This is a genomic window from Caproicibacterium sp. BJN0003 (genome assembly GCF_026314295.1).
GTDB lineage: Bacteria > Bacillota > Clostridia > Oscillospirales > Acutalibacteraceae > Caproicibacterium.
Map to the genome: position 1 here is coordinate 164722 of NZ_CP111108.1, position 24752 is coordinate 189473.

Consider the following 24752-nt stretch of genomic DNA (forward strand, 5'->3'; position numbering starts at 1 on the left):
GCGTACCCATGGAAGGGTATTTATATAATCCATCAGCATGACAAATCGAAAATTTCTTGTAAATTTGTTTAATTATAGAGAGAAGGGCTAATTGTGAATGAAACAATAATCAGAAATGCTACGCTTGAAGACGCAAGCCGCATTCTGGAAATCTACGCATATTACGTTAAAAACACAGCAATTACTTTTGAATATGATACGCCTACACTTTCTGAGTTTCAGGTGCGCATGAAAAGCACCATGAAACGTTACCCCTATATTGTCATAGAAAAGGATGGAGAAATTCTGGGGTATGCTTACGCAGGTGCTTTTGTAGGTCGAGCCGCCTATGACTGGTCATGTGAGATGACTGTTTATCTTGACCACACCGCCCAAAAATGTGGACTGGGGCGAAAAATATATGAAGAGCTGGAAGGCAAGCTAAATAGCATGGGAATTTTGAATCTATATGCATGTATCGGCTACCCAGAAGCAGAAGATGAATATCTTAACAAAAACAGTGCTGAATTTCATGCACACCTCGGATTCAAAAAAGTCGGAGAATTCAAGAAATGCGGATACAAGTTCAACCGCTGGTATAATATGATTTGGATGGAGAAAACCATTGGAGATCACTATTTAAATCAGCCTCCCGTCTGTTTTGCTGACAATTTGAGATGACATCTAATTCCCGTTTGTTGGGGAGATTATGAGCATACATCGCCGCTTGGCTTATTGAGCGCATATCAAATCACATATTTTAAGACCTTGAGAGAGTAATAACTTTCAAGGCCTTTTTTGTTTTATCCGACAGACAGCTTCGCAGACTTCAATGGTTCCTCGATTTCCTATATACTGTGTTTGTAAAGGAGGTCGAGGATTTGATATGAGCAACAGTTTAGCGTCAATGCACCCTGAGCTTGTGCCGGAATGGTCTGAACGAAACCTTCCGCTTACACCGGATAAGATAACCTATGGCTCAAATAGATTCGTATGGTGGAAAGGCTCTTGCGGACACGAATGGCAGGCAAGTCCGAAAAGCCGTTCAACCGGAGAGAAATGCCCAATCTGTTCTGGAGTAAGGGTTATTGAAGGAATAAACGACTTGGCGTTCCTGAAACCGGAACTGGCGAAGGAATGGTCTGATAAGAATCAAAGCTTGAAACCGACAATGGTAAGCGGCGCTTCTCATAAAAAAGTGATATGGCAAGGAAAATGCGGTCACGAATGGATCGCCTCAGTTAAAAGCAGATCAGTGAATGGTACAGGATGCCCATATTGTTCTCACAATGCAGTATTGGAGGGCTTCAATGACCTTGCTTCTGTGTTCCCGAAAGTGGCTGCCGAGTGGTCGGACAGGAATCTGCCGCTGCTGCCTACACAGGTAACCGCATTTGCAAATAAAAAGGTCTGGTGGAGATGCAGCAAAGGTCATGAGTGGAACACCCTGATTTCAACCCGTTCATGCGGAAGTCAGTGCCCATATTGCAGCGGTCAAATCTTATTGAAGGGCTTCAATGACTTGGCGACAGTGTATCCCCAGCTTGCAGAGGAATGGTCGGAGCGCAACTTCCCATTAATGCCGGATACAATCAATGAAAAGTCACGCAGAAATGTATGGTGGAAATGCAGACAATGCGGATATGAATGGAAGTCCGTTGTTCATGCCAGAGTAAAAGGAGCAAATTGCCCGGTTTGTGCCGACAGAGCGGTGTTGACCGGGTATAATGACTTGGCTACCACCGATCCTCAATTGCTTGACCAGTGGGATTACCTGAGAAACTCAGGATATAACCCAAATAAGCTTTCCAGAGGTTCAATGCAGAGCGTCTGGTGGAAATGTTCATGCGGACACAGCTATAAGGCAAAGGTGTCCGAAAGGACGATAGAAGCAAAGGGCTGCAGGGTGTGTGAGCAAGAGTACCGAAGTGTTCTGCCACGGTTGCTTGTCATGTATTACGCAAAGAAAAACTGCTTAAAGGTTGAAACCAATACCGAGACAATAATCGGACTGCCCATAGAAACATACATAGCCGATGAAAAGCTGGCAATTGAATCAGAAATTCAGGCTGAGGATATAGAATGCCTGAAAGAGCATCTCTGTAAGCACAGAGGGATTATACGATTGGTAATCCCGTATGGAAAAAATGATACAGGGACAGAGTACGCCGTAAAAATAAAAACAGCATTTCAAAGCAGACATATCTTTATAAAGTCGGATGCGGCTCAAGATGTGATCGCTGTACGACGAGCCTATTTTGAATGGAGGACACACCAAAATGAAAACAGATAAATATTATCTCTATCTCAGCGAGGAAGAATACCGCAGAGTAATTGAGAATCTGATTGGCTTTAAGAATAAGCTGCTTCAGGAAGGCAGATACACGGATGCTGTAGATGATGTCATATATAAGTTTGCCAAAGCAAAAAGAAAGAAGCTGAAAGTAGTCTACAAGTAGTCTACAAGTAAATAAACATGACGATTGCCGTCTGTTCCCTAACAGGAGCAGGCGGCTTTTTTTATTTTTTTGAAAAAGTTTTGAAAACAGGGGGTACAAAAGTGCCCTCCCATTGCAAATAGGTGAAAGGGGTATTTCAGACCGAAAGGTCAGAAGCCTTTTCACAGTTCCTTGAAAATTGAATATACAGGCACTTAGGACATTATTTCTGATGCTTAGCCCAAAGGTGGGTACGCCTTGACCTCTCTTTGCGAGAGTGAGCGAGAACTCCCGACCCAAAACACGGATTGCCTCCGTGACGGCGATGAAAGTCAGAAGGATAATGATACTTCTCTACGGAGCTGGCGGAGAACCCGGCAGAGGTGAGATTCCTATGATGCGGTGCAGCACACCGCAACCTGAGTGCTTCCCATACAGCGCAAGCTGTCCGCAGGGGTAGTTGAGAACAAATACTGCGGATATACATAGCCACATCAAATATATGGTTATGAATTTTTAGAAAGGAGGGCAAAACGAATGCCAAACTGCAAAACCATTGCAATCTGCAATCAGAAGGGCGGCGTGGGCAAAACGACCACTACCGTAAATCTTGGTGTCGGTCTTGCAATGCAGGGCAAGAAAGTATTGCTTGTGGACGCTGATCCACAGTCGGACTTAACGGCTTGTCTTGGATGGAGAGATACCGACAACTTGGAAGAAACTCTTTCCACAAAGCTGTCAGAGGTGATTCGAGAAGAAAACGCAAACCCGGCATCTGTCATTCTTCATCACGAGGAAGGCGTTGACCTTGTTCCAGCAAATCTTGACCTGTCTGCAATGGAGATGACGCTTGTTACCGCTATGAGCAGAGAAACCGCACTGCGGACTTATCTGACCTCGCTCAAACAGCATTACGACTATATCCTGATCGACTGTATGCCGTCACTGGGAATGATTACGCTAAATGCCCTGACTGCAGCTGACTCGGTGATTATCCCTGTTCAGGCGCAGTATCTGCCGGCAAAAGGAATGACGCAGCTCATGCAGACCATTTCAAAGGTCAGAAAGCACATAAACCCAAAACTCAAAATTGAGGGTATGCTTCTTACCTTGGTGGACGGCAGGACGAACCTTTCCCGCACGGTTGTGGATTCACTGCAAAGGAATTACGGAAGTGTAATCAAGATGTATCGCTCCACCATTCCGGTTGCCGTGAAAGCCGCCGAGAGTGCTGCGGAGGGCAAGAGCATTTATGCTTACGAACCCAACAGCACGGTATCCAAAGCCTATGCAGAACTGACAAAGGAGGTGCTTAACGATGGCAAAAAAGATAGAGTTAGGGCTTCCGACGCTCGATGACCTGTTTTCCTCTCAGGAAGAACGGGATGATGTAAAGCTTCAGAAAATCAGAGATATTCCCATAAGCGAAATCGACGACTTCCCCGACCACCCGTTCAAGGTGCGTGATGATGAGGACATGATGCAACTTGTGGACAGTATCAAAGAGCGTGGGGTTATCACTCCGGCGACCGTCCGGCAGAAAGAGGACGGCAGGTATGAGCTTGTATCAGGACATCGCCGGAAACGAGCCTGTGAACTTGCAGGCATGGACACGCTGCGATGTGAGGTTGTAGACCTTAACCGTGATGAAGCCACAATTCTGATGGTTGAAAGCAACTATCAGCGGTCGCAGATACTTCCCTCGGAGAAAGCCTTTGCTTACAAAATGCGTTTGGAAGCTATGAAAAGACAAGGACAACGCAAAGATTTAACTTGTGACCCACTGGGGCACAAGTTGGTTGGCGCAAAAACAGTTGCGGTGATTGCTAATGAATCTGAAGACAGTAAAACTCAAGTCCAGCGTTATGTGCGCTTGACAAACCTTGTTCCCGAACTGCTCGAATGTGTCGATGACGGTAGAATGAAAATGCGTCCAGCGGTGGAACTCAGCTATCTTGATGAGGACTCCCAGCGGGATATTGTCGATGAAATCGACATGAGCGAAAGCACCCCGTCCCATGACCAGACCATCCGTATGCGAAAAGCGTTTGAAGAAAATAGGCTCACAACGGAGGTTGTCCAAGAAATCATGCGGGAAGAAAAACCGAATCAGCGTGAAAAAATCGTCTTGCGTGGGGACAGACTGCGAGAGCTGATCCCGAAGAATATACCGCTCAATCAAACGGAGGACTATGTTTGCAAGGCACTGGAGCATTACCAGAAGTTTCTCCGCAGTCGTGCAGACCGTGGGCGCTGACCTTCCCCTTCCTCACACTCCTACCTCTTATTTACAAGCTATCTCTCCGAAAAGAAATACTATCTCCTAAACTAAATCTATCTCTTAACCTAAATCAATCTCTTTAAGGCAAACACATCGCAAAATTCAAAAGCAAAGCAGTAAATGCTAAACTAAAAGATTGCGCCTATGAAATCGCACCTTTGTCGAAACGAGGTTTCTGTTCTACACTGAAGCCAAGAAAATAAACAGAGGAGTGATTCAGGTGAAAAAACAGATATTTGCATGGATGCTTGCAGTTGCGATGGTACTTGCTTTATCCGGTTGTCAGGTTAATGAGCAAACAAACGAGGAGCAGACAAATTCTTCTTTTTCGGAAAGTAGTCAGGAAGATTCGACTTCAGCATCAAGTATCGGAGAAAGCTCCGATACTATCCCTGACAGCACTGCTCAAAGCACGGATACGGAAGAAAGCGACACAAGTAATACGGCTTCGCCTGTATCCGACACAGAGAGCGATGCACCGGTGACGGAAAAGCCGGTGGCAACAGTGAAACCGACTGTACCTGCCGAAACAGAAAAAGCCACAGAACAGTCAACTCAGACGCCGACGCCAACAGAACAACCTGCAACGGAACCGGTAAACCCGGCTCCACAGCCAACCGAAACACCTACACATGAACCCGAACCGTCTTTTGACATCAACTATTGGATTTCCTATGCTAAAAGCTATGCCGAAAGCTGCGGTTTGACTCTGGATGGCTCAGCTGTGGAGTGTTGGGACAATCCAATCAGCGCAGGTCCGAAATGCACAAGTACAGAGAGCAGCATTACCAGCCGAATCAACCGATATGCAAAAGATGGGGATATAACTTCGGTTTGGGTATGGGCGGAGAGTACCGGAAGCGGCAGCTATGACTTGTATATCGGCTATGCTTAATCAATCAACAATTCAATAACACCACAGAGCGCATCGTGAATTTGAACACGGTGCGTTTTTCTATTTCAAGGAGGTAAAAAACAGAATGAACAAGAACATTTTCAAGCGAGGCGCTTCGGCGTTGCTTGCAGTGGTTATGTGCCTTACCACACTTGTGGGAATCGGCGGCATGACCGCCTACGCAGCAGGTACGGAGTCAACTGCCGTTATGATTGGCTTCCCCCGTGACGGAGATAACAACTATAACGGTACTTGGGGACACGGTTATCTGTCCTTTATGAACGGCTGGAGTGCCAGCGCAACCAACTATACGCTTGTGTACGGCGTCGGTTCCTATACCGGAAACATCTGCTACTGTATTGAACCCGGTACACCGCTTCAGACAGGCAACAACCTGACAAGCCGTGATGAAAACTATTGGGATAACTATCCCTCATCCTACAATCACACGATCAGTGCAGATGACATCAAGCTGTTTGTAGGTCGTATTATGCAGTACGGCTACACCGGCACGATCAGTACGGACTGGCGCAGTCAGAACAGCGGCGGCGATACGCTTGCTCAGGCAAGAGCGACGCAGCTCCTTATCTGGGAAACCGTGGTCGGCGAACGTGATGAAAAACTTCAATCATGTCAGCCCCGGCGGGTACAGCGCAATTCTCGATCAGATCAGTACAAACCATCCGCTGTACAGTCAGATTATGAGCTACTATAACCAAATTGTTTCAGATGTCCAGAACCACACCAAAGTGCCCAGCTTTATGGCGAAGTCCACAGGCAGTGCACAGACAGTCGAGCTTGACTGGAATGGTTCTGCCTATACCACGACACTGACCGATACCAATGGCGTTCTTAGTAATTACAACTTCAGCTGTTCACAGTCGGATGTTTCATTTTCCGTCAGCGGCAATCAGCTGACGATTACCGCACAGACAGCTCTTGCTGACGGACTGAGAATCACTGCGGAAAAGGCAAACTCTCAGCGAAAAGGAATTATCACTTGGACGGATGGTAAATATGTTCCCGGCTCCGGTGTGCAAGACCTTGTGACCTATACGCAGTCCGTGAATGACCCGGTGAAAGGCTTTGTGAATATCAAGGTCAGCTTCGGCTCCGCTAAAATCGTAAAGACCAGTGAGGACGGAAAGGTGGATAACATCTCCTTTACCATCACCGGTGACGACGTAAACCAGACGGTAAAAACAAACAGCAGCGGCGAAATGCAGATTGATAACCTGCTTCCCGGCGTATACACCGTCACAGAGCTTGCAGTGGATAAATACGAACCGCAGGAAGTGCGCCGTGTAACGGTCGTCAGCGGTCAGGTGTCCACCGTAAACTTCAACAATGTTCTGAAGCGTGGCGACCTGAAAGTCATCAAAAACTCAGAGGACAAACTTGTGGAGGGTGTGACCTTCCATCTGTTCGGTAGGTCACTCTCCGGTATTGCCGTTGACGAATATGCCGTGACGGATTCCACAGGCACAGCAAACTTCAAGGATGTCCTTATCTCCGGCAGTACACCATATACCATTGAGGAAGTGGACACAGCCATTCGTTATGTCGTTCCTGAAAATCAAACGGCAGCGGTGGAATGGAAAACCGTGACTACACGCACCTTCAACAACATTCTGAAAAAGTTCGCAGTCACTGTAACCAAAAGCGACGCAGAAAAAGGCTTGGCGCAGGGCGATGCAACCCTTGCCGGAGCGCAGTACGGCATCTACAAGGGCGAAACGCTGATTGACACCTACTACACCGATGAAAACGGCCAGTTCACCACAAAGGAATATGTCTGTGACAGCGATTGGAGCGTCCGTGAGATTGCCCCATCTGAGGGGTATCTGCTGAATAGCGATACTCATAAGGTCGGCGCAGAGCCGAAGCTTTATACCATCGAGCATAATCAGACGGCGAATGATGTGACAGAGCAAGTCATTAAGGGCAATATCGCCATTATCAAACACACAGACGACGGAGAAACACAGATTGAAACGCCGGAAGTCGGCGCAGAGTTCCAAGTTTATCTGAAATCCTCCGGCAGCTATGAGAATGCCAACGCAGATGAAAAAGATTATCTCACTTGCGATGAGAACGGCTTTGCTCAGACGAAGGATATGCCGTATGGCGTTTACACCGTTCACCAGACCGTTGGATGGGAAGGTCGAGAGCCTATGCCAGACTTCGATGTCTTTATCTCTCAGAATGCAGCCACCTACCGTTATCTCATCAACAATGCTAACTTTGAGAGCTATATCCAAGTCATTAAAGTTGACGCCGAAACAGGAAATACGATCCCGTATGCGGGCGCAGGTTTTCAGATCTATAACCCGGACGGAAACCTTGTAACAATGACTTTCACCTATCCTACCCCTACGACAATCGACACTTTCTACACGGATGCAAACGGTTCGCTTGTCACTCCTGAGAAGCTCCCCTATGGTAAGGGCTACTCTCTTGTAGAGGTTCAGGCTCCGTATGGCTATGTGCTGGACAGCTCTCCTGTGTACTTCGATGTCGCAGAGGAAAAAGCTACCGAGGAAAGCGGTGTTACTGTGATTAAAGTGGATAAACCCAATATGGCGCAGAAAGGCACAATCTCTATCGAGAAATCCGGCGAAGTGTTCTTTGGCGTTTCTGTCAGCGGTGCTGAGGGTGAAGAAACCATCTATCAGCCGCTGTATCAGCTCGCAGGGCTTCCCGGTGCAAAGTATGAAATCCGTGCAGCCGAGGATATTGTCACGCCTGACGGAACGCTGAGAGTCTCTGAGGGCGAGCTTGTAGATACTGTCGTTACAGACAATGACGGACTTGCCGAAAGCAAAGAACTCTATCTCGGCAGCTACGAGGTCAAGGAAATTAAAGCTCCCTACGGTATGGTGCTGAACGATGAAATCCACACCGTTACCCTTGTTTACGCAGGACAGAATGTAGCCGTGACTGAAACAGGCACAAGCTTTGTCAACGACCGTAAGAAGGTGGAAATCAGCCTTGAAAAAGCAATGGAGACAAGCGACCTTTTCGGTATCGGCAATAACGGCGAGGTTAAAAATGTCACCTTCGGTATCTTCGCCGCAGACGAGCTTATTTCCGCAAGCGGTACGACTATTCCGAAGGATAGCTTGCTTGAAGTGATTACCCCTGACGAAAGCGGCAAAGCCACCTTTAAGACCGACCTTCCTATCGGCAGCTACTATGTAAAGGAAATTGCAGCCGACAGCCACTATATCCTTTCGGATGAACAGTACCCGGTGGTCTTTGAATACGCCGGACAGGATACAGCACTTGTTCAGCTTGCAGTGAATGACGGTAAGCCTATTGACAACGAACTGAAATATGGTTCTGTATCCGGCATTAAGACCGATGAGAACGGCGATGGTCTTGGCGGTGCGCTCATCGGATTGTTTAAGACGAATGACGGCGAGTTTACAACCGAAAACGCTATCCTGACTACCACATCGGGCGATGACGGTAGTTTTTCTTTTGCGAACATCCCATACGGCACTTGGTATATCCGTGAAATCAGCCAGCCGACAGGGTATGTGCTGAATGACACCGTTTACGATGTCACCATTGCGGAAAATGAACAGGTAGTTGAAATCAGCATTGAGAACCGCCTGATCCGTGGAAATATCACGCTGACTAAGATGGACGCTGACTACCCAGAAAATAAGCTGACAGGCGCAGAGTTTGAAGTCTACAAGGACATGGACGGCAACGGTAAGCTTGACGACGGTGATGAGCTGCTCGGAAAGCTCACAGAAACCGACACGGGCATCTACACGATGAATGACCTTTTGTACGGACAGTATCTCGTGAAAGAAACAAAAGCACCGGACGGTTTCGTCCTTGACACGGGCGTTTACAGTGTGAACATCGACACAGATGGTAAGACCTACTCCGTGGAAAACAAGGCAGGCATCGGCTTTATCAATGAAGCGCAGAAAGGCTCTCTTATAATCGTCAAGACATCTTCTGACAGTAAGGTCGAAGGCTTCTCCTTCCGTGTAACGGGCAGAGATTACGATCAGACCTTTGTCACCGACAAGAATGGTGAGATTGTCATTGACGGACTTCGTATCGGTGAATATACCGTGTCTGAGGTCAGTAACAGCGCATCCGCTTCTTATGTGCTTCCTGCCGATAAGCAGGCAACGGTTCAGGTGGGAGCAACCACCATCGTTCAGATGCACAATGAGTTCCGTGACACGCCGAAAACCGGAGACAACAGCAATCCTGCTCTTTGGATTGCACTTGCCGGAGTTTCCGCCATCGGCATTGCCGTGTGCGGAATCATCGGCTTCAAGAAAAAGAAAAAGGAGGACAATGACTGATGGATGCTAAAACAATTGTAGCAATCGTTCTGGTCGCCCTTATCATAGGCGGCTGGATTTTCCTGCAGGTCAGGAACCACAACAAAAAGAAATAAGGAAAGGCATAGCGAGGGCGGGCAGTAAAATGTCCGCCCTTATTCTATTTTAAGGAGGAAACCGAATGGAACAGCTAAGAACGATTGAAAGCAAGGTTCTTGAAATTCTCAAAGACGATGAAGTCGCCCGTTATGACGATATGCGGCTCATTCTCCGCTACTATAACCGTTTTGGATTTATCCGTGCCGGAGATTTACCCTTTGAGGATGTTATCTACAACTACAAAGGCTACGGGCTTCCGTGCTTTGAGTCAATCCGCAGAGCAAGACAGCGTGCGCAGTCCTGCTATCCAGAATATTCCCGAACGCCGCAGCCAAACGCAGGCGGAAGCATCCGTATTGTGATTGAGGTGAACTGAATGGACAACGAGAAACGAATAGCCGGTGATTACGAAATCACCGCCGCCCTCTTTATTGGGGACGGCGAGGTTGTCATCGGTGAGAACACAACTGAAAATGGCTGCCGCTTTATGATGGCGGTTTGCCATCAAAACGATTTGTTCGCTCAGTATCAGGTAATGCAGGAAAGCGACAACTACGCTGAAATCGTACAGTCCTTTGGCGAGCGCGTTGCTCTGCAGGCAAGGCAGATACAGGAAGAAGTAAAAGCACTGAATATTCCGACAGAGGTCATCACCAAAGAGGATTGTATCCCTGACAGCTTCGACAGGAGCATAGACGGAAAGATCATAGCGATTAACCCAGAAGTGCTTCGCAGCGAATATCGGCGGGCTGACCGACAGCTTTACCTTGTGACAGGCGGCTTCGGAGCGTCCGCAAATTCCCGTGGAAGCGCCGTATTTTGCAAGAACCTGCACACGGGCGAACATACTCGCTTCGAACGCCGTGATGTGCTGGGCGAAGTGAAACCCGAAAGGCTTCCCGATTGGGCGAAAAAGAAAAGCGAGGACTTGCCCAAACAGGACAAGCCGAAAAAGTATAAATCCCGTGAACGATAAGGAGGCTCACTATGGCAGATAAAAACGCACTGAATCAGAAAATCAAAGTCCTCAACAATGTATTCCAGATTTGTACGCTGAAGCATTCTGACAGCACCACGGCAAAACGGCAGGAAGTGGGGCGTGGTTTACGTCTTTGCGTGAATCAGGACGGAAACCGTATGGATGCTGAGTCCTGTGGTGACAGTGTTCAGAAAATCAATGTCTTAACAGTCATTGCAAGTGACAGCTATAAAGACTTTGTCGGCGGACTGCAAACCGAGATTAAATCGGTTCTTTATGACCGTCCGACGAAAGCTACCAGCGAATACTTTAATGGCAGATTCATAAAGACACCGGATGGATTGAGCCACCAGATTGACCGGAAGTCGGCAGATGCAATTGAGTTTTATTTGATTGCCAACGGCTATGTTGATATGGACAGGAAGGTAACGGACAAGTATCGCACGGATGTGCAGATGAATACGCTTTCTCCGCTACCAGCTGACTTGCAGCCGATTGCAGATGGAATTCACACGCTTGTGCAGGCGGTCTATGACGACAGTGTTCTCGACAGCATGATCGAGGACGGTCACAAGGCAAAAATTCAGGACAACGATCTGAATGAGAACTTCTATAAGAAAGAATTTCAGACTTTGTGGGGCTATATCAATCATAAATATGCCTATGCCGTTGACTTCGACAGCAACGAACTGATTGAAAAGGCAATCAAGCATATTGACGAGAAGTTGTTTGTCGCTGAGCTTCAGTACACCACTACAACCGGAACGCAGAGAGAAAGCATTGATAAAACCGATGTGGCAACCGGAAGCGCATTCGGCTCTGAAAAGACAAGAACGCAGACCTTGAAACACGCAGAAACAAGCAGAATCAAATATGATCTGGTTGGCAAGGTGGCAGAAGGGGCTTTGCTGACACGCCGGACTACAGCTGCAATTCTGAAAGGAATATCCCCTGCAAAGCTTATCATGTTCAGATATAACCCTGAAGAATTCATCTCGAAGGTGATAAAGCTGATTAACGAGCAGAAGGCAACTATGATCGTTGAACATATTTCATACGACCAGATTGACGGCAGCTATGACAGCACAATATTCACAGCCGAAAAGAACACACAGAGTTTTGATAAGGCGTTCAGAGCCGAAAAGCACATTCAAGACTTCGTGTTTACCGACGGCACCGCTGAACAAAGCGTAGAACGCAGATTTGCGCAGGATCTGGACGCAGCCAAAGAAGTGTGTGTATATGCAAAGCTTCCGAAAGGCTTCCATATCCCTACTCCGGTTGGCAATTACTCTCCCGACTGGGCAATTGCTTTCAATAAGGGAATGGTTAAGCATATCTATTTCATTGCGGAGACAAAGGGAACAATGGAAACCCTGAGTCTTAGACCAATCGAGCAGGCAAAAATCTCATGTGCGAAGAAGCTGTTTAATGAACTTTCTACCGATGATGTCGTGTATCACGATGTGGATAGTTATCAAAATCTGCTCAACATCATGAATTCGATTTAATCCGTGGAAGAAGGAAGGGCGAATCAATGAGCGGACAGAATAGAGCCGACATTCATATAGGTGATAAAGTAAAAATCGTACTAAAGAAGGATCAACCTACCGGGAAGCTGACTGAAGGCATCGTTTCACGCATCTTGACGAATAGCAGCCATCATCCACACGGAATCAAAGTCATGTTGGAAGACGGACAGGTCGGACGGGTTCAGGAAATCGAGAAGGAATCGGCAAATGGAACAACAGGAGAATGAACCACACCGGATGACAAACAAGGAACTCTTTGAGCGGCAAAAGCAAATGCTGCTTATGTTCGCTGAAAAAGGTGCCATCTCGGAAGCTTACTGTGAGCAGGAAATCCGGATTTTGTCCGAGAAGATGCACATCGACACTGAGGAATAATAAGCATATCATTTGACCACATAATTAAAAGCAACAGCTATCGAAAGATAAAGCTGTTGCTTTTGCTTTTAGAAGATTGTCCGTTCAACAATGATACTCATCGATGTGCGCGTTTCATTTTTTGCTTTGCTCTTATTGGTGAATCTTCTTGAAAAAGGTACTGTCGGCGTCAAAAGGAATTCTAAAGTCATATCCGAGTTTGTTCATCTCCTGCATTTTTATCAGCATCAAATTGACATTTGAGCCCATCGTTCTTGCCATTTGAACGACATCGTATCCTTCACGAGCAAGAGAATAAACCCGGTCATCATCAAGAAGAACGTGAGCTGCATAAGCGTTTGCTTCATACTCCGTATGGTTTATCATATTAAAGAGGACGAACTCCTGTATACCGTCGTCCTTCGCAAGATCACGGTGAAAAACATCGTGACCCAATTCATGGGCGCAAACCATCTTCATCATGTAATCGTCTAATCGGTTATTCAATATAATAATGCGGTGCTTCCATTTGCAGGTGTACATACCGAGCAAATTGCCGAAGTCGCCGGAATAGCATACTTTGATTCCACGGTCACGGGCTATTTGAAAGGGATTTCTTGATTCACTGAAACGAACAGCGGCATTAGCCGCTCTGTAGATGCCTTCGGAATCGATCACTAATACCACCTCCCATGATAAGTCTATCATAAGGCGTGTCCCATAAAACGGACACGCTTATTTTTTATATTTCTTGGGCGTGTATTTCTGAACATTTTCTTCTTTGCACTCCCAGTAAGCCTGCTGCAAAGCCTTCATAACACCGTCCTTGTCAGCTTCAGAAAGCTCGCCGCCTGCAAATAAGCCGTGTACTTCGGAAATAAGCTGCTCTGCCTGTTTTGCACCCCGTGCGCCATATTTTGCAGAGGCATCCACGACAAAATCTTCATCCTCGGTCATCAGGTAGTTTATATCGACACCTAATACCTCAGCAAGTTTCGCATACACCTCACGCTTTTTGGGGTATCGGTTCTGTACTTCGTAGTTCGTTATCGTTCTGAGTGAAACGCCGATTTTTTTCGCAAGGTCTTCTTGGCTCAATCCGGCGTCTGTGCGTGATTTTTTGACCTTTTCACCGAACTTCATTATTTATCCTTCCTTTCGCCCGAAAAAATTAAGAAAATATATTTCGCAGTCTCTATTGACAAGCGCAACATAAATGCGTATAATAAGGGCACGCAAATATCTTTCGTGTTTATATTAACTTAAGTTGCGTATAAAGTCAAGAGGTAAACGGAAAATGTCACGAATTATTTTACACTGCGACATGAATAACTTCTACGCCTCCGTCGAATGTATGCTGGATATGAGCCTGCGAGGGCATCCAGTAGCAGTAGGCGGGGATGTGGAGAATCGTCATGGTATCATCCTTGCCAAAAACTACGAAGCAAAGAAGTACGGCGTTTCTACCGGCGAAGCGTTGTGGCAGGCAAAGCAGAAGTGCCGGAACCTGATTATTGTTCCGCCTCACTATGAGCAGTATTTGAAGTATTCAAAACTGGCGCGTGAGATTTACGCAGACTATACGGATCAGATCGAGCCATACGGAATGGACGAGTGCTGGCTTGATATAACCGGCAGCGTACCGCTCATGGGTTCAGGAGAGGAAATCGCAAATGAGATCAGGGAGCGTATGAAGTTTGAGCTTGGCTTATCAATCTCGGTTGGTGTCTCCTTCAACAAAATTTTTGCGAAGCTCGGCAGCGATATGAAAAAGCCTGACGCTACGACGGTTATTCCGAAAGCTTCTTTTCGGGACAAGATATGGGACTTGCCCGCGTCAGATATGCTTGGCGTCGGACGAGCGACCGAAAAGGTTTTGACCTCATACGGAATCCATACTATCGGAGAGCTTGCGAAAACGCCGCCTGGATTGCTGCAAAGCCGGCTCGGAAAGTGCGGGTTGCAAATCCTCCGATATGCGAACGGAGAGGATTGCTCACCCGTGGCAAAACAGGACTATGAGCCGCCGATCAAGAGCATTGGGCACGGAATCACCACAAAGGAAGACCTTGAAAACGCAGCCGAAGTCTGGAATGTCATACTTTCACTCACACAGGACATCGGGCACAAGCTGCGGGTATATAACAAGGACGCCGGTGGAATTGCAATAGATATTCGTGACAACCAGCTTGAGCACCGGCAATGGCAGTGTCAGTTTCCGGCCCGGACGCACAGTACATCCTATATCGCAAAGGCAGCTTTTGATTTGTTTGCAAGGTCATATCAATGGAGTAACCCGATCCGTTCCGTGACTGTCCGAGCAATCAATCTTACCTCTCAAGACCTGCCGGAGCAGATGGACTTGTTTGTAGACCGAACGCAGATAGAGCGCCATGACAAGCTGGAATCTGTTGTGGAGCAGCTTCGGGATCGTTTCGGTAAATACGCGGTCATACCGGCAGCACTCTGTTCCAAGAACAGTAAAATGCCGACCGACCGTGAAATTGAACTAAAAATGCCGACTGGAATGGTCAGCTAAAAGGAGAGAAAAATCATGTCTGTATTACAGGAATCGCAAATCAAAGCCTACTGTTCGTTTCCGGCCTGCCTTTTGCCAAATACCACTGATGAGATATTCTTGGCAACTGCTGATGGCGGTAATCACTTTCTTGATTTCGGTATCCATGAAGGTATGGAGCTTATATTTGATGCTAAAAAGGAATTCACCGACGGCGAACCGTCTTGCTTCGTCAATAAAGAGACGCACAAAATCAAGCTGCTGCTTCACGCTGAGGAAGGATATGAACATGCAGGGAAGTTGATTGCGGCTATTACCTATTACGGAGGTTAATGTTATGGAACAGGATTCAAAATTCAAAAAAGTATTTGTCGGGGTGATGGTCAAGGTATCGCCGGAAGGAGAGATACGACCGATAAACATTACCTACACAGATGGTATCACCTACGAGATAGACCGTCTGAAGCAGCGCTGCCGTGCTCATGCTACAAAGGTCGGCGGAACCGGCATACGCTACACGATTGTCGTAGGAAAAAAAGAAACATACCTTTTTGAAGATGAGGGTAAATGGTATGTTGAAGGCAAAGTGTAAAGGAGGATCTGCCATTGAAATGTTTGTCACGCACTGATATTGAATCTATCGCCGAACGAGTGTTGAAAGCCTATTATCAGCTTCCGCAAAACAGGGATGCGGAAATCTACCGTATTGACCCGGAACAGCTTGTAACAGAATTATTGGGGCTTAAAGTCGAATATGAGCACCTCTCATATGACCGCCACATTCTCGGAGCGACAACGACAGCCCCTATGATAATTGAAATTTTCATGGGAGACGACACCGAGCAGCACTACGAGCTGGACGGTAATACGATATTGATTGAACGAGATCTGCGGGACGACTGCACTCAACTTGGACGCTGTAATTTCTCGCTTGCGCATGAGGGCAGTCATCAAATCCTGAAAATGCTGTACCCACTGGACTATGACGCTAATCCGCAAATACAGAAGATACACTATTATCAGGCAAATTCAGAGAGACGAAAACCTATTGCCGATTGGTATGAGTGGCAGGCTAATGCGCTGGCATCTGCAATACTGCTGCCGAAAGACCTGATATGCCGTGGAATGTTTATGTTCTCTCTCGGCGATAAGATCGAAACGCTTAACAAGTTGTTCTTTCCAAAGGTTTATGACCGGTTTTCAGATTTGGCGTCATTCCTTGGCGTATCAAAGACCGCATTGGCAATCCGAATGAAGCAGCTCGGCCTTTTGGTAAACGATCAGCTTGATAACCCATATAGCATCATAGATGTTGAATATGAGGGAGGTATGTAAAATGGCAAAAGTAGATGTTCAGCGTGCTAACCCGGAGCTTTACGAGCAGGTAAAGACCGAGCAGGAAAGGCTGAAAATACATTGCAGGGCGCAGATGAAAGTAGCAAGGCTCTGCCCCTATTGCGGGCATAAGATAACGACGATTTACAAGGGAAACCACGGATATGCAGATGAGAAATGCCCGAACTGCGGAGAAGAAGTAATCTTCCCACCTATATCATTCCGCTTGTCATCGAAGTGAAGCGGTGAAATTACATTACAACTGAATAATTGAAATAAAGCAAGCTTAGTGCCCCGGAGCCGCTTGATGCGTTGACTTCCCATGTGCCACTTGATTTAGAACCATAGTATCAGCCTTTATAGGCTGACTGGTTCTATTCGTGTGGCATTATGGCAACGCATCAGGTGGCTTTATTTTTTACGCTCATCAGGTTCCGAGAAAGGAATTCTGATGAGCATTTTTTATTGGCAGAGCGCCATTGCACGGTATCCGTAATCTCCGATTTTGATTGACCGAAAACCAAAATCAAAATTTTAAGGAGATTACAATATGGCAGACCACAACATGACGAACATCAACCTTGAAGCCGCCTTTGCAAAGGACTGCAAGGTCATCAACCTGAAGTATGAATATCCGGGATTTTCAGAGAAAACGCAATGGGCGATTGTAACCGCCTTGACAGAAAAAGAGATCAACACGAAATATGCCGATTTCATTGAGAAATATACGCCTTATATTGTCTTGACCCCAGAGCAGGGACAAACGATACATAAGTTCAATCAGAATGAGCACAAGCATGAAATGCGCTCAAAGCTCTTTCAGGATCAATACAACGCAACAGATGAACTCTCCGGTTTTTTTCACCCTGAAATGACGGTGGACAATCTATTTGAAAAGGTAAATCTGAGAATTTGGACAGAGAAGTTACGTATCGCCATTGCACGATTAACGCCTATCCAGCAAAGAAGGGTTTACGCATACTACTTCCAAGGGAAAACAATGCGTGAGATTGCTGAAGATGAGGGAGTTGGCTTCACCAAAATTCAGAAATCCATTGCCGCCGCTGTGGAAAATCTAAAAAAATATCTTGCTTGAGGGGGTACAAAAGTGGTCTCCCATTGCAAATAGGTGAAAGGGACAATTTCTAATCCGGATATGAAATACCCTTATCTTAAGCATTGAGAGGCAAATACAGTGGACATTACATCAACAAACAAAATCAAACGAGGAGACATCTATTTCTTTGATTATGGAGTGAGAGAAGGCTCTATTCAAAGCGGCAAAAGACCTGTTTTAGTGCTTCAGGCTGACAACTTCAATGTAAAGGCACCGACTATCATCGTTGCTGCCATTACTACCGTAATAAAGAAGCAGTATCTTCCTTCCCACATTATCTTGGGTGAGGCATTCGGTCTTGCAAAGCCATCGATGGTTATGATTGAACAAATCAGCGCTGTGAACAAGTTGCAGCTCACAAACCATATCGGCTTTGTAGATGACGAGTACATCTGGAAAAAGATCAACATCGCACTGAAAAAGACCTTTGGACTTTGGTTTTACAACCGTGAACGGGCAGGTGACATACGCTGCCTATGTCCTAAGTGCCTGAAAGACTATATGGGCGACAGCAACTTGGTAATACGCAGACTTGATCCGCTTGCGGCTGCAAAAGAAAAATGCGATAAGTGCGAAAATATGGGCTGGGATTATGTCGTGTACGATAAGCGTACCGCTTTTGAAAGGGGATATGGAAATGAGCGATAACAATAATAGCAGTAAACGCCCAAAGTACGATGTCCCATTGTGGCATAAAACCAACCTGTCAATTGAAGAAGCTGTCGCCTACACGGGCATTGGCAGAGACAAACTACGTGAGATGACGAGTCGTGAAAATTGCCCATTTGTCCTATGGATTGGGAATCGAAGGCTGATAAAGAGGATGGTCTTTGATGAGTACATTGCGAAGATGTATTCAGTCTAAAGGTCAAGTATGCGATCAAGATAATCGCATCATTAACACAATCTGATTTTTTCTGTATGCTGTAGCCACAAAACCAAAGGAGGAGGTTACGGCATATGGAAGAAGCAATTCATTCATCAAGGAAAAGGTACGAAGTCCCAATCTGGCACAAAACCAACCTGTCTATTGAAGAAGCAGTCGCTTATACAGGTTTAGGTCGAGACAAGCTTTATCAGATGACAAACAAAGAGGATTGCCCCTTTGTTCTATGGGTCGGTGAACGACGAATGATAAAAAGAATGAAATTTGACGAGTACATCGCAAAAGCATACTCAATTTAGGAGGTAGCCGTATGGAGGAAGAACTGGACAGGTATATTCAAAAGTTGAAGCAGCAACGAAAGGACAAGCCAATATGGGAAAAGGATTGCCTTTCCATTGAGGAAGCTGCTGCGTATTCAGGAATAGGACGCAACAAATTGCGACAGATAACCGGCAAAAAGAAGTGCCCGTTTGTTGTCCCTCTGGGGAATCAAATCTTTGTGAACCGCACCAAATTTGATGAGTTCATCAAAAACCAAAAACACATTTAGGAGGCACAAGTCATGGCTAAAGAAAAAAGGAAGGATAAAACAAGGGTTGTTCTGCGTACCGGAGAATTACAGAGAACTGACGGAAGCTATCAGTTCACGTGGATGGATGAAAACAAGAAAAGGCGTTATGTGTATTCTCGGAATCTGGACGATCTACGGGAAAAGGAAAAGCAAATAGCTAAAGACAAGAGCGACGGCATCAAAACCGAAGCACGATATACAACAGTCAACGACCTGTTTGAACTTTGGAAAGTGTTAAAGCGTGGATTGAAGAACAACACCTTTGAGAACTACAAATATATGTATGGAACCTTTGTCCGCCAGAATATCGGCGAGAAGCGTGTCACCGTTCTGAGAAAGTCGGACATTAAGCGATACTACAACTATCTTGCCGACGAGAGACACTTAAAGGCGGCTACGATAGACAGTATCCACACGGTACTGCACCAAATCTTTGACATGGCTGTAGACGATGATTATATCAGAAATAACCCTACGAACAATGTTCTCAGAGAACTGAAACAGTCTCATGTCTTTCAAACCGAAAAACGCCGTGCCTTGACACGACCTGAACAAGAGCTGTTCCTCACCTATCTGAAAAGCACACCAAGCGCACAGCACTGGTATCCTGTCTTTGCCGTAATGGTGGGTTCAGGGTTAAGAGTAGGCGAAGTAACCGGGTTAAGGTGGTGTGACATAGATTTGGAGGAAGGCGTTATTGATGTAAATCACACACTGGTCTATTACGATCACAGAACCGATGAAAGTAAACAGGGCTGCTATTTCAATGTAAATACAACAAAGACACCGGCGAGCAACAGACAAGTCCCTATGCTCGATTTTGTTAAAGAAGCATTTCTGATGGAAAAAGAAAAGCAGGAGCTACACAACCTGCACTGCGAGGCAACGATAGACGGATACAGCGATTTCATATTCATCAATCGTTTTGGTCAGGCTCAGAATCAGGCGACACTCAATAAAGCAATCCGTCGTATTATTCGTGACTGCAATGACGAGCAGTTGCTGAACGACGAGAACGCAACGGTATTGCTTCCGCATTTCAGTTGCCACTCACTCAGGCACACTTTCACCACACGAATGTGCGAAGCAGGAGTCAATGTCAAGGTGATACAGGATGCGCTTGGACATAAAGATATTTCGACTACGCTGAACATCTATACCGATGTGACCAAGGAACTGAAGCGGGCTGAGTTTGAAGGTCTTGACAGCTACTTCAAAAATGAGTAGAATAAATAAAGACATTGGCGTTCCTTTGGGGAAATGTCAATGTCTCTTGTTTTATAATAATGTCTGTTTAAGCCGTGTAATATGGAATCTACATCATTTACATCAAATTATACACTTCTGCGGTCGAAAAATACCGTCAATGGATGGCAGAGAGCATTTTGAAAATTGGCGATATATACGGTTAAGAAAGAAACAGCCCATCATAGTAAAGTCTGCAAGTTTGGACGATTTCGTCCCGACAATGAAGCCTTTGGACAACTAAAGGCTACGAATCTTTATAATCAGGTACAACTTGATTTGTACTTTAAAAGCCCGCTGAGAAATCAGCGGGCTTTTTTGCGTCTACCTTTTTTCTGATTGGACAAGACAGATCTTTTTATTTTGCAGTCTTCACGTAAAAAACTATTTTGATATAAATTGCAATCAAGAAAGAAGCTAAAAAGTTTTTACAAATATGAAAGCAAAAAGATAGGCAGCCGCTTTTAAAAAGTGGCTGCCTATCTTTTTAGGAGGACAGAATCAAATGAAATTTGATGAAGTCTTTTCTCAGACAGTGGAAAGACGCTGGTTGATTTCTTCCAAAGTGGGCATGGAAGGAATTGCGCCATGCTTTTCGATGCAGCAGCTGGCGGCTGCGTTTGCAAAATGCGCATATTGAGAAAGCTCCTTCAGAGAGAGATCGTCAAGCAATTTTGAACTCTCACAGATGCGGGATAAAATACCGCTGCAGAAGCAGTCTCCGGCGCCGTTAGTATCAATGGCATGCCCGGGAACCGGTGGCGCAAAAACGCAGCCTTCCCGGTTAAAAACGTAAGCTCCATTTTTGCCAAGGGTGATAAAAACCGCTTTCACCCCATAGTCGATCAAAAATTTTCCGGCTGCTTTGGGATCTTTTTTCGGTGTGACAAAATCGGTCTCTTCTTCGGATAGTTTGATGACGTCAATATATGGCAGTACCGAACGGATTTCTTCTTTGGCTTTTTCTTCGCTCGGCCACAAAGATGCACGGTAGTTAGGGTCGTAAGAGATGATACAACCGGCTTTTTTAGCAGTTTCCAAAGCAGAAAAGGTGGCAGTACGGGAGGGTTCATTCGTCAGAGAGAGAGACCCAATGTGAAAAATCTTAGTGTTCCGGAGAATATCGTCCTTTACTTCTTCCCGGCGGAGCATTGTGTCTGCACCGGGTTTCCTGGCAAAAGAGAAGCTTCTCTGTCCGTCTTCTGAAAGGCTTACAAAGGAAAGCGTGGTAAAATAGTTCGGGTCGACAATTAGACCGGAAGTGTCCACATGTTCCCTTTTTAAAACAGATTCCAAAAAGCGGCCGTTAAGATCGCTGCCGACTTTTCCGATAAAAGCGGTTTGAAAGTGCATCCGGCTAAGTCCTGTAAGGACGTTCGCTGGCGCTCCTCCCGGATTCTGCTCAAAAAGATGCATCCCGTTTTGAGAGATTCCGGCGTCGGTAAAATCCACCAAAAGTTCTCCTAAAGCTGCCACATCATACATTTTCATATCATCCCTTCTTTGTCTTTAAAAGTTTTTCATCAGAAAACAGATTGAAAAATCCTAGATAGGAAAATTCACTTTTAAAAACAATGTGATCAGTGGTTCTGATATCCAAGTTTCCGCTTTTGCAGGCAGTCAAATCCAACTGCCAGAAGAAGGATCACGCCTTCTACCACCATCTGAACATATTCGCTGATATTCAAAAGAACCATGCCATTTTTCAGGATTCCCATGATGAAAACGCCTGCCACAACGTTAGAGAGTTTGCCGGAGCCGCCTGAAAGGCTTACGCCGCCAAGGGCCACTGCGGTAATTACCTGGAATTCATAGCCTTTGCCTGCGGTAGGCTGGCCGGAATTAGTGCGTGCCAGCATAATAATACCTGCGATGCCTGCAAAGAGGCCGGAAAGCGCAAAGATCAGATATTTGACTCTCTTTACCCGGATACCTGCCATCTGTGCGGCGGTCTCGTTTCCGCCCAATGCATAAAAATATCTGCCGAAATAGGTTTTGTTAAGAATGAATCCGCCAATGAGAAAAATAACGATCATGACGATCACGGGAATCGGAATAAAACCGACATATCCCTGCCCGATGGTTGCAAATCCTTTCGGAAAGCCAAAAATCGGCATTCCTTTTGAAATAATGTACGCGAAGCCTTCAAAAATCGTTTGAGAAGCGAAGGTTACGATAAGGGAGGGAATATTCATATTAGCGACCAAAAGGCCGTTTAAAAATCCGATCGCGGTACTAGAAAGCAACGCAATCAGAATTGCGAGCCACATATTCATGCCCATATTGACCATCAAATACGCTGCGATAATATTAACAAACGTGATAATGGAGCCGGTGGAAAGATCGATTCCGCCAATCAGGATCACATAAGTCATACCGACGGAGGCAATCCCAAGCACGGCGATTTGCCGGGCGATGTTGATTAGATTATTGGGGCTCAAAAAGTCACTGCTCAAACATGAGAAAATAATAAACAGGGCAATGAGCGCAACATAGATTGCCCGTTCTTTTAAAATAGGAATAACCTTTTTCATGCCGATTTCTCCTTTTTCACGTTGGAAGCAAAATTCATAATCGTTTCCTGACTAAAAGAATCTTTCTCCAATTCACCGGTAATTTTTCCCTCTGCCAAAACCAAAATTCGGTCGGACATTCCCATCAGTTCTTCCATTTCGGAAGAAATTAAAAGAATGGTTTTGCCCTGCTCGACGAGGTCGTTAATAAGTTTATAGATTTCATATTTTGCGCCGATATCGATTCCGCGTGTAGGTTCGTCAAAAATAATGAGTTCTGAATTCGCTGCAAGCCATTTTGCAAGAACTACTTTTTGTTGGTTTCCACCGCTTAGGTTCTTTGCAAGCTGATGAATGCTGGGAGTCTTGATCTCAATTTCCTTAATGTATTTTTTGCTGATCTCCCGCTCCTCTTTCTCGTTAATGACAGAGTCTTTTGAAAGCTGGCGGTAAATTGGCATATTGATATTCTGATTAATCGAAAGTCCCAACAAAAGTCCCTGCAGCTTTCGGTCTTCGGGGACCAGCGCAATTCCTAAATCAATGGCGTTACGCGGATCTTTCGGATTAATTTCTTTTCCCTTGAAAAAAATCTGACCTGAGGTTTTCGGTACCATGCCGAAAAGAATTTGTGCAAGCTCTGTACGACCTGCGCCGATGAGGCCTCCAAATCCAAGAATTTCTCCCTTTTTAACCGAGAACGAAATATTTTGGTCACCATTTCCATATAGATTTTTCACTTCAAGTAAGGTTTCGTCCTGAACGCAGTCTTTTCTAGGTGGAAATTTTTCCTGCAGTGTTCTACCAACCATCAGATTTACCAATTCGTCAACATTGGTATCTTTAGTGTTGACGGTTTTTATGTAGTTGCCGTCGCGCAGGACGGTAACGCGATCTGACAGGCGGAAAATTTCTTCCATCCGATGAGAGATATAGATAATCGAGACCCCATAGCTCTTAAGCGCATCGATAGTTTTAAAGAGGCCTTCAGTTTCACCGTTAGTTAGCGGGGCCGAAGGTTCATCCATAATGAGCAGCTTTACATCCTGCTGGATGGCCTTTGCAATTTCTACCATCTGCTGATAGCCTACCGAAAGATTGCGCACAAGGGTGTTGGGGTTAATATGAATGTGGAGACGCTGGAATACCTTTTCGGATTCTTCAACCATCTTTTTGCGGTCAATCATGATACCGTTTCGGATAGCGCGGCCCAGAAAAATATTTTCCGCTGCGGAAAGGTCTCCAACCAGATTAAACTCCTGATAAATGATGGCGATTCCGTTTTGGATTGCGAGCCGGGGAGTCATGGAGTGAAAAGTTTGTCCGCCGGTGATGATTTCTCCGGAATCCGGGACCACAGCGCCGCTGCAGCACTTAATTAGCGTTGATTTTCCAGCGCCGTTTTCTCCGATCAGGGCGTGAATTTCGCCTTTTTTGACATCGAGGGATACGTCATTTAGAGCGACCACGCCGGGATAGGTCTTTTTAATATGATTTAATTGCAGAACATATTCAGAATCTTCCATAAAAGCGATCCTCTTTTCTTTGACAAATCATCATCAGTTCACGAAAACAATTTTACAGCATTTTAGCGAAAAAGTGATAAAAAAATCAAATTTTTATGATGAAGAATGCCCCCGAAAGACACGTAAAGAGTATAAGAACGTGTTTTGTGGGGGGCACTCGTCTTCATCATC

At 45.7% G+C, this 24752-nt stretch carries 27 protein-coding genes and 1 pseudogene; 23 read left to right on the forward strand and 5 right to left on the reverse strand.

Going from position 1 to position 24752, the window contains the following annotated elements:
- Positions 1–90: 90 nt before the first annotated feature.
- From OP489_RS00790 to OP489_RS00845, 12 genes and pseudogenes are all read left to right on the forward strand, one after another.
- Entirely contained in the window at positions 91–660 is a 570-nt protein-coding gene (locus tag OP489_RS00790) for a GNAT family N-acetyltransferase (protein ID WP_416232466.1), read from the forward strand.
- 205 nt (positions 661–865) lie between these two features.
- On the forward strand, positions 866–2272 hold the full coding sequence (locus OP489_RS00795) for a zinc-ribbon domain-containing protein (protein WP_266162489.1): 1407 nt from the start codon (positions 866–868) through the stop codon (positions 2270–2272).
- Entirely contained in the window at positions 2259–2438 is a 180-nt protein-coding gene (locus tag OP489_RS00800; RefSeq protein WP_266162490.1) for a hypothetical protein, read from the forward strand. The genes OP489_RS00795 and OP489_RS00800 overlap by 14 nt, the downstream gene beginning before the upstream one ends.
- Positions 2439–2954: 516 nt before the next feature.
- Positions 2955–3776, forward strand: coding sequence for a ParA family protein (locus tag OP489_RS00805; RefSeq protein WP_266162491.1), 822 nt, complete (start codon positions 2955–2957; stop codon positions 3774–3776).
- Positions 3736–4674 (forward strand): ParB/RepB/Spo0J family partition protein, encoded by a 939-nt coding sequence (locus OP489_RS00810; protein WP_266162492.1) that lies wholly within the window; start codon positions 3736–3738, stop codon positions 4672–4674. Before OP489_RS00805 ends, OP489_RS00810 begins: the two co-directional genes overlap by 41 nt.
- Positions 4675–4918: 244 nt before the next feature.
- On the forward strand, positions 4919–5593 hold the full coding sequence (locus OP489_RS00815; protein WP_266162493.1) for a hypothetical protein: 675 nt from the start codon (positions 4919–4921) through the stop codon (positions 5591–5593).
- A gap of 85 nt (positions 5594–5678) precedes the next feature.
- A pseudogene (locus tag OP489_RS00820) lies at positions 5679–9927 on the forward strand (SpaA isopeptide-forming pilin-related protein).
- A gap of 160 nt (positions 9928–10087) precedes the next feature.
- On the forward strand, positions 10088–10381 hold the full coding sequence (locus OP489_RS00825; RefSeq protein ID WP_266162494.1) for a hypothetical protein: 294 nt from the start codon (positions 10088–10090) through the stop codon (positions 10379–10381).
- A complete protein-coding gene (locus tag OP489_RS00830; protein WP_266162495.1) occupies positions 10382–10981 on the forward strand; it encodes a hypothetical protein in 600 nt (199 codons plus the stop codon).
- An 11-nt stretch (positions 10982–10992) separates the two neighbouring features.
- On the forward strand, positions 10993–12495 hold the full coding sequence (locus tag OP489_RS00835) for a hypothetical protein (RefSeq protein WP_416232457.1): 1503 nt from the start codon (positions 10993–10995) through the stop codon (positions 12493–12495).
- 26 nt (positions 12496–12521) lie between these two features.
- The gene (locus tag OP489_RS00840) at positions 12522–12743 is read left to right on the forward strand and encodes a YwbE family protein (RefSeq protein ID WP_266162496.1); all 222 of its coding nucleotides are present in this window, start codon (positions 12522–12524) and stop codon (positions 12741–12743) included.
- Complete coding sequence (locus OP489_RS00845; RefSeq protein WP_266162497.1) at positions 12724–12891, forward strand: hypothetical protein; 168 nt, start codon at positions 12724–12726, stop codon at positions 12889–12891. The genes OP489_RS00840 and OP489_RS00845 overlap by 20 nt, the downstream gene beginning before the upstream one ends.
- Positions 12892–13023: 132 nt before the next feature.
- Here OP489_RS00845 and OP489_RS00850 read toward each other — a convergent pair whose 3' ends face one another.
- Together OP489_RS00850 and OP489_RS00855 are read right to left on the reverse strand one after the other, a co-directional pair.
- Positions 13024–13548, reverse strand: a complete 525-nt coding sequence (locus OP489_RS00850; RefSeq protein WP_266162498.1) for an ImmA/IrrE family metallo-endopeptidase — start codon at positions 13546–13548, stop codon at positions 13024–13026.
- A 57-nt stretch (positions 13549–13605) separates the two neighbouring features.
- Positions 13606–14013, reverse strand: coding sequence for a helix-turn-helix domain-containing protein (locus OP489_RS00855; protein WP_266162499.1), 408 nt, complete (start codon positions 14011–14013; stop codon positions 13606–13608).
- Positions 14014–14167: 154 nt separating this feature from the next.
- Between OP489_RS00855 and OP489_RS00860 the strand changes: the two genes are divergently transcribed.
- From OP489_RS00860 to OP489_RS00910, 11 genes are all read left to right on the forward strand, one after another.
- On the forward strand, positions 14168–15409 hold the full coding sequence (locus tag OP489_RS00860; protein WP_266162500.1) for a DNA polymerase Y family protein: 1242 nt from the start codon (positions 14168–14170) through the stop codon (positions 15407–15409).
- Positions 15410–15424: 15 nt separating this feature from the next.
- Positions 15425–15721, forward strand: coding sequence for a hypothetical protein (locus OP489_RS00865; RefSeq protein WP_266162501.1), 297 nt, complete (start codon positions 15425–15427; stop codon positions 15719–15721).
- Between the two features lie 4 nt (positions 15722–15725).
- The gene (locus tag OP489_RS00870; RefSeq protein WP_266162502.1) at positions 15726–15980 is read left to right on the forward strand and encodes a hypothetical protein; all 255 of its coding nucleotides are present in this window, start codon (positions 15726–15728) and stop codon (positions 15978–15980) included.
- Between the two features lie 14 nt (positions 15981–15994).
- Positions 15995–16723: an ImmA/IrrE family metallo-endopeptidase gene (locus OP489_RS00875; protein WP_266162503.1), complete on the forward strand. Its 729-nt coding sequence runs from the start codon at positions 15995–15997 to the stop codon at positions 16721–16723.
- Position 16724: 1 nt separating this feature from the next.
- Entirely contained in the window at positions 16725–16964 is a 240-nt protein-coding gene (locus OP489_RS00880; protein ID WP_266162504.1) for a hypothetical protein, read from the forward strand.
- A 309-nt stretch (positions 16965–17273) separates the two neighbouring features.
- Positions 17274–17819, forward strand: coding sequence for a hypothetical protein (locus OP489_RS00885; protein ID WP_266162505.1), 546 nt, complete (start codon positions 17274–17276; stop codon positions 17817–17819).
- Between the two features lie 99 nt (positions 17820–17918).
- Positions 17919–18488, forward strand: a complete 570-nt coding sequence (locus OP489_RS00890) for a type II toxin-antitoxin system PemK/MazF family toxin (protein WP_266162506.1) — start codon at positions 17919–17921, stop codon at positions 18486–18488.
- Entirely contained in the window at positions 18478–18705 is a 228-nt protein-coding gene (locus tag OP489_RS00895) for an excisionase (RefSeq protein WP_266162507.1), read from the forward strand. Before OP489_RS00890 ends, OP489_RS00895 begins: the two co-directional genes overlap by 11 nt.
- Positions 18706–18800: 95 nt before the next feature.
- Positions 18801–19025, forward strand: coding sequence for an excisionase (locus OP489_RS00900; RefSeq protein WP_266162508.1), 225 nt, complete (start codon positions 18801–18803; stop codon positions 19023–19025).
- A gap of 11 nt (positions 19026–19036) precedes the next feature.
- Positions 19037–19276: an excisionase gene (locus OP489_RS00905; RefSeq protein ID WP_266162509.1), complete on the forward strand. Its 240-nt coding sequence runs from the start codon at positions 19037–19039 to the stop codon at positions 19274–19276.
- A 12-nt stretch (positions 19277–19288) separates the two neighbouring features.
- Positions 19289–20524 (forward strand): site-specific integrase, encoded by a 1236-nt coding sequence (locus tag OP489_RS00910; protein WP_266162510.1) that lies wholly within the window; start codon positions 19289–19291, stop codon positions 20522–20524.
- Positions 20525–21070: 546 nt separating this feature from the next.
- Here the strand turns inward: OP489_RS00910 and OP489_RS00915 are convergent.
- The 3 genes from OP489_RS00915 to OP489_RS00925 form a co-directional block, all read right to left on the reverse strand.
- On the reverse strand, positions 21071–22033 hold the full coding sequence (locus OP489_RS00915; protein ID WP_266162511.1) for a carbohydrate kinase family protein: 963 nt from the start codon (positions 22031–22033) through the stop codon (positions 21071–21073).
- 89 nt (positions 22034–22122) lie between these two features.
- Entirely contained in the window at positions 22123–23076 is a 954-nt protein-coding gene (locus tag OP489_RS00920; protein WP_266162512.1) for an ABC transporter permease, read from the reverse strand.
- The gene (locus tag OP489_RS00925; RefSeq protein WP_266162513.1) at positions 23073–24581 is read right to left on the reverse strand and encodes a sugar ABC transporter ATP-binding protein; all 1509 of its coding nucleotides are present in this window, start codon (positions 24579–24581) and stop codon (positions 23073–23075) included. Before OP489_RS00925 ends, OP489_RS00920 begins: the two co-directional genes overlap by 4 nt.
- Positions 24582–24752 lie beyond the last annotated feature (171 nt).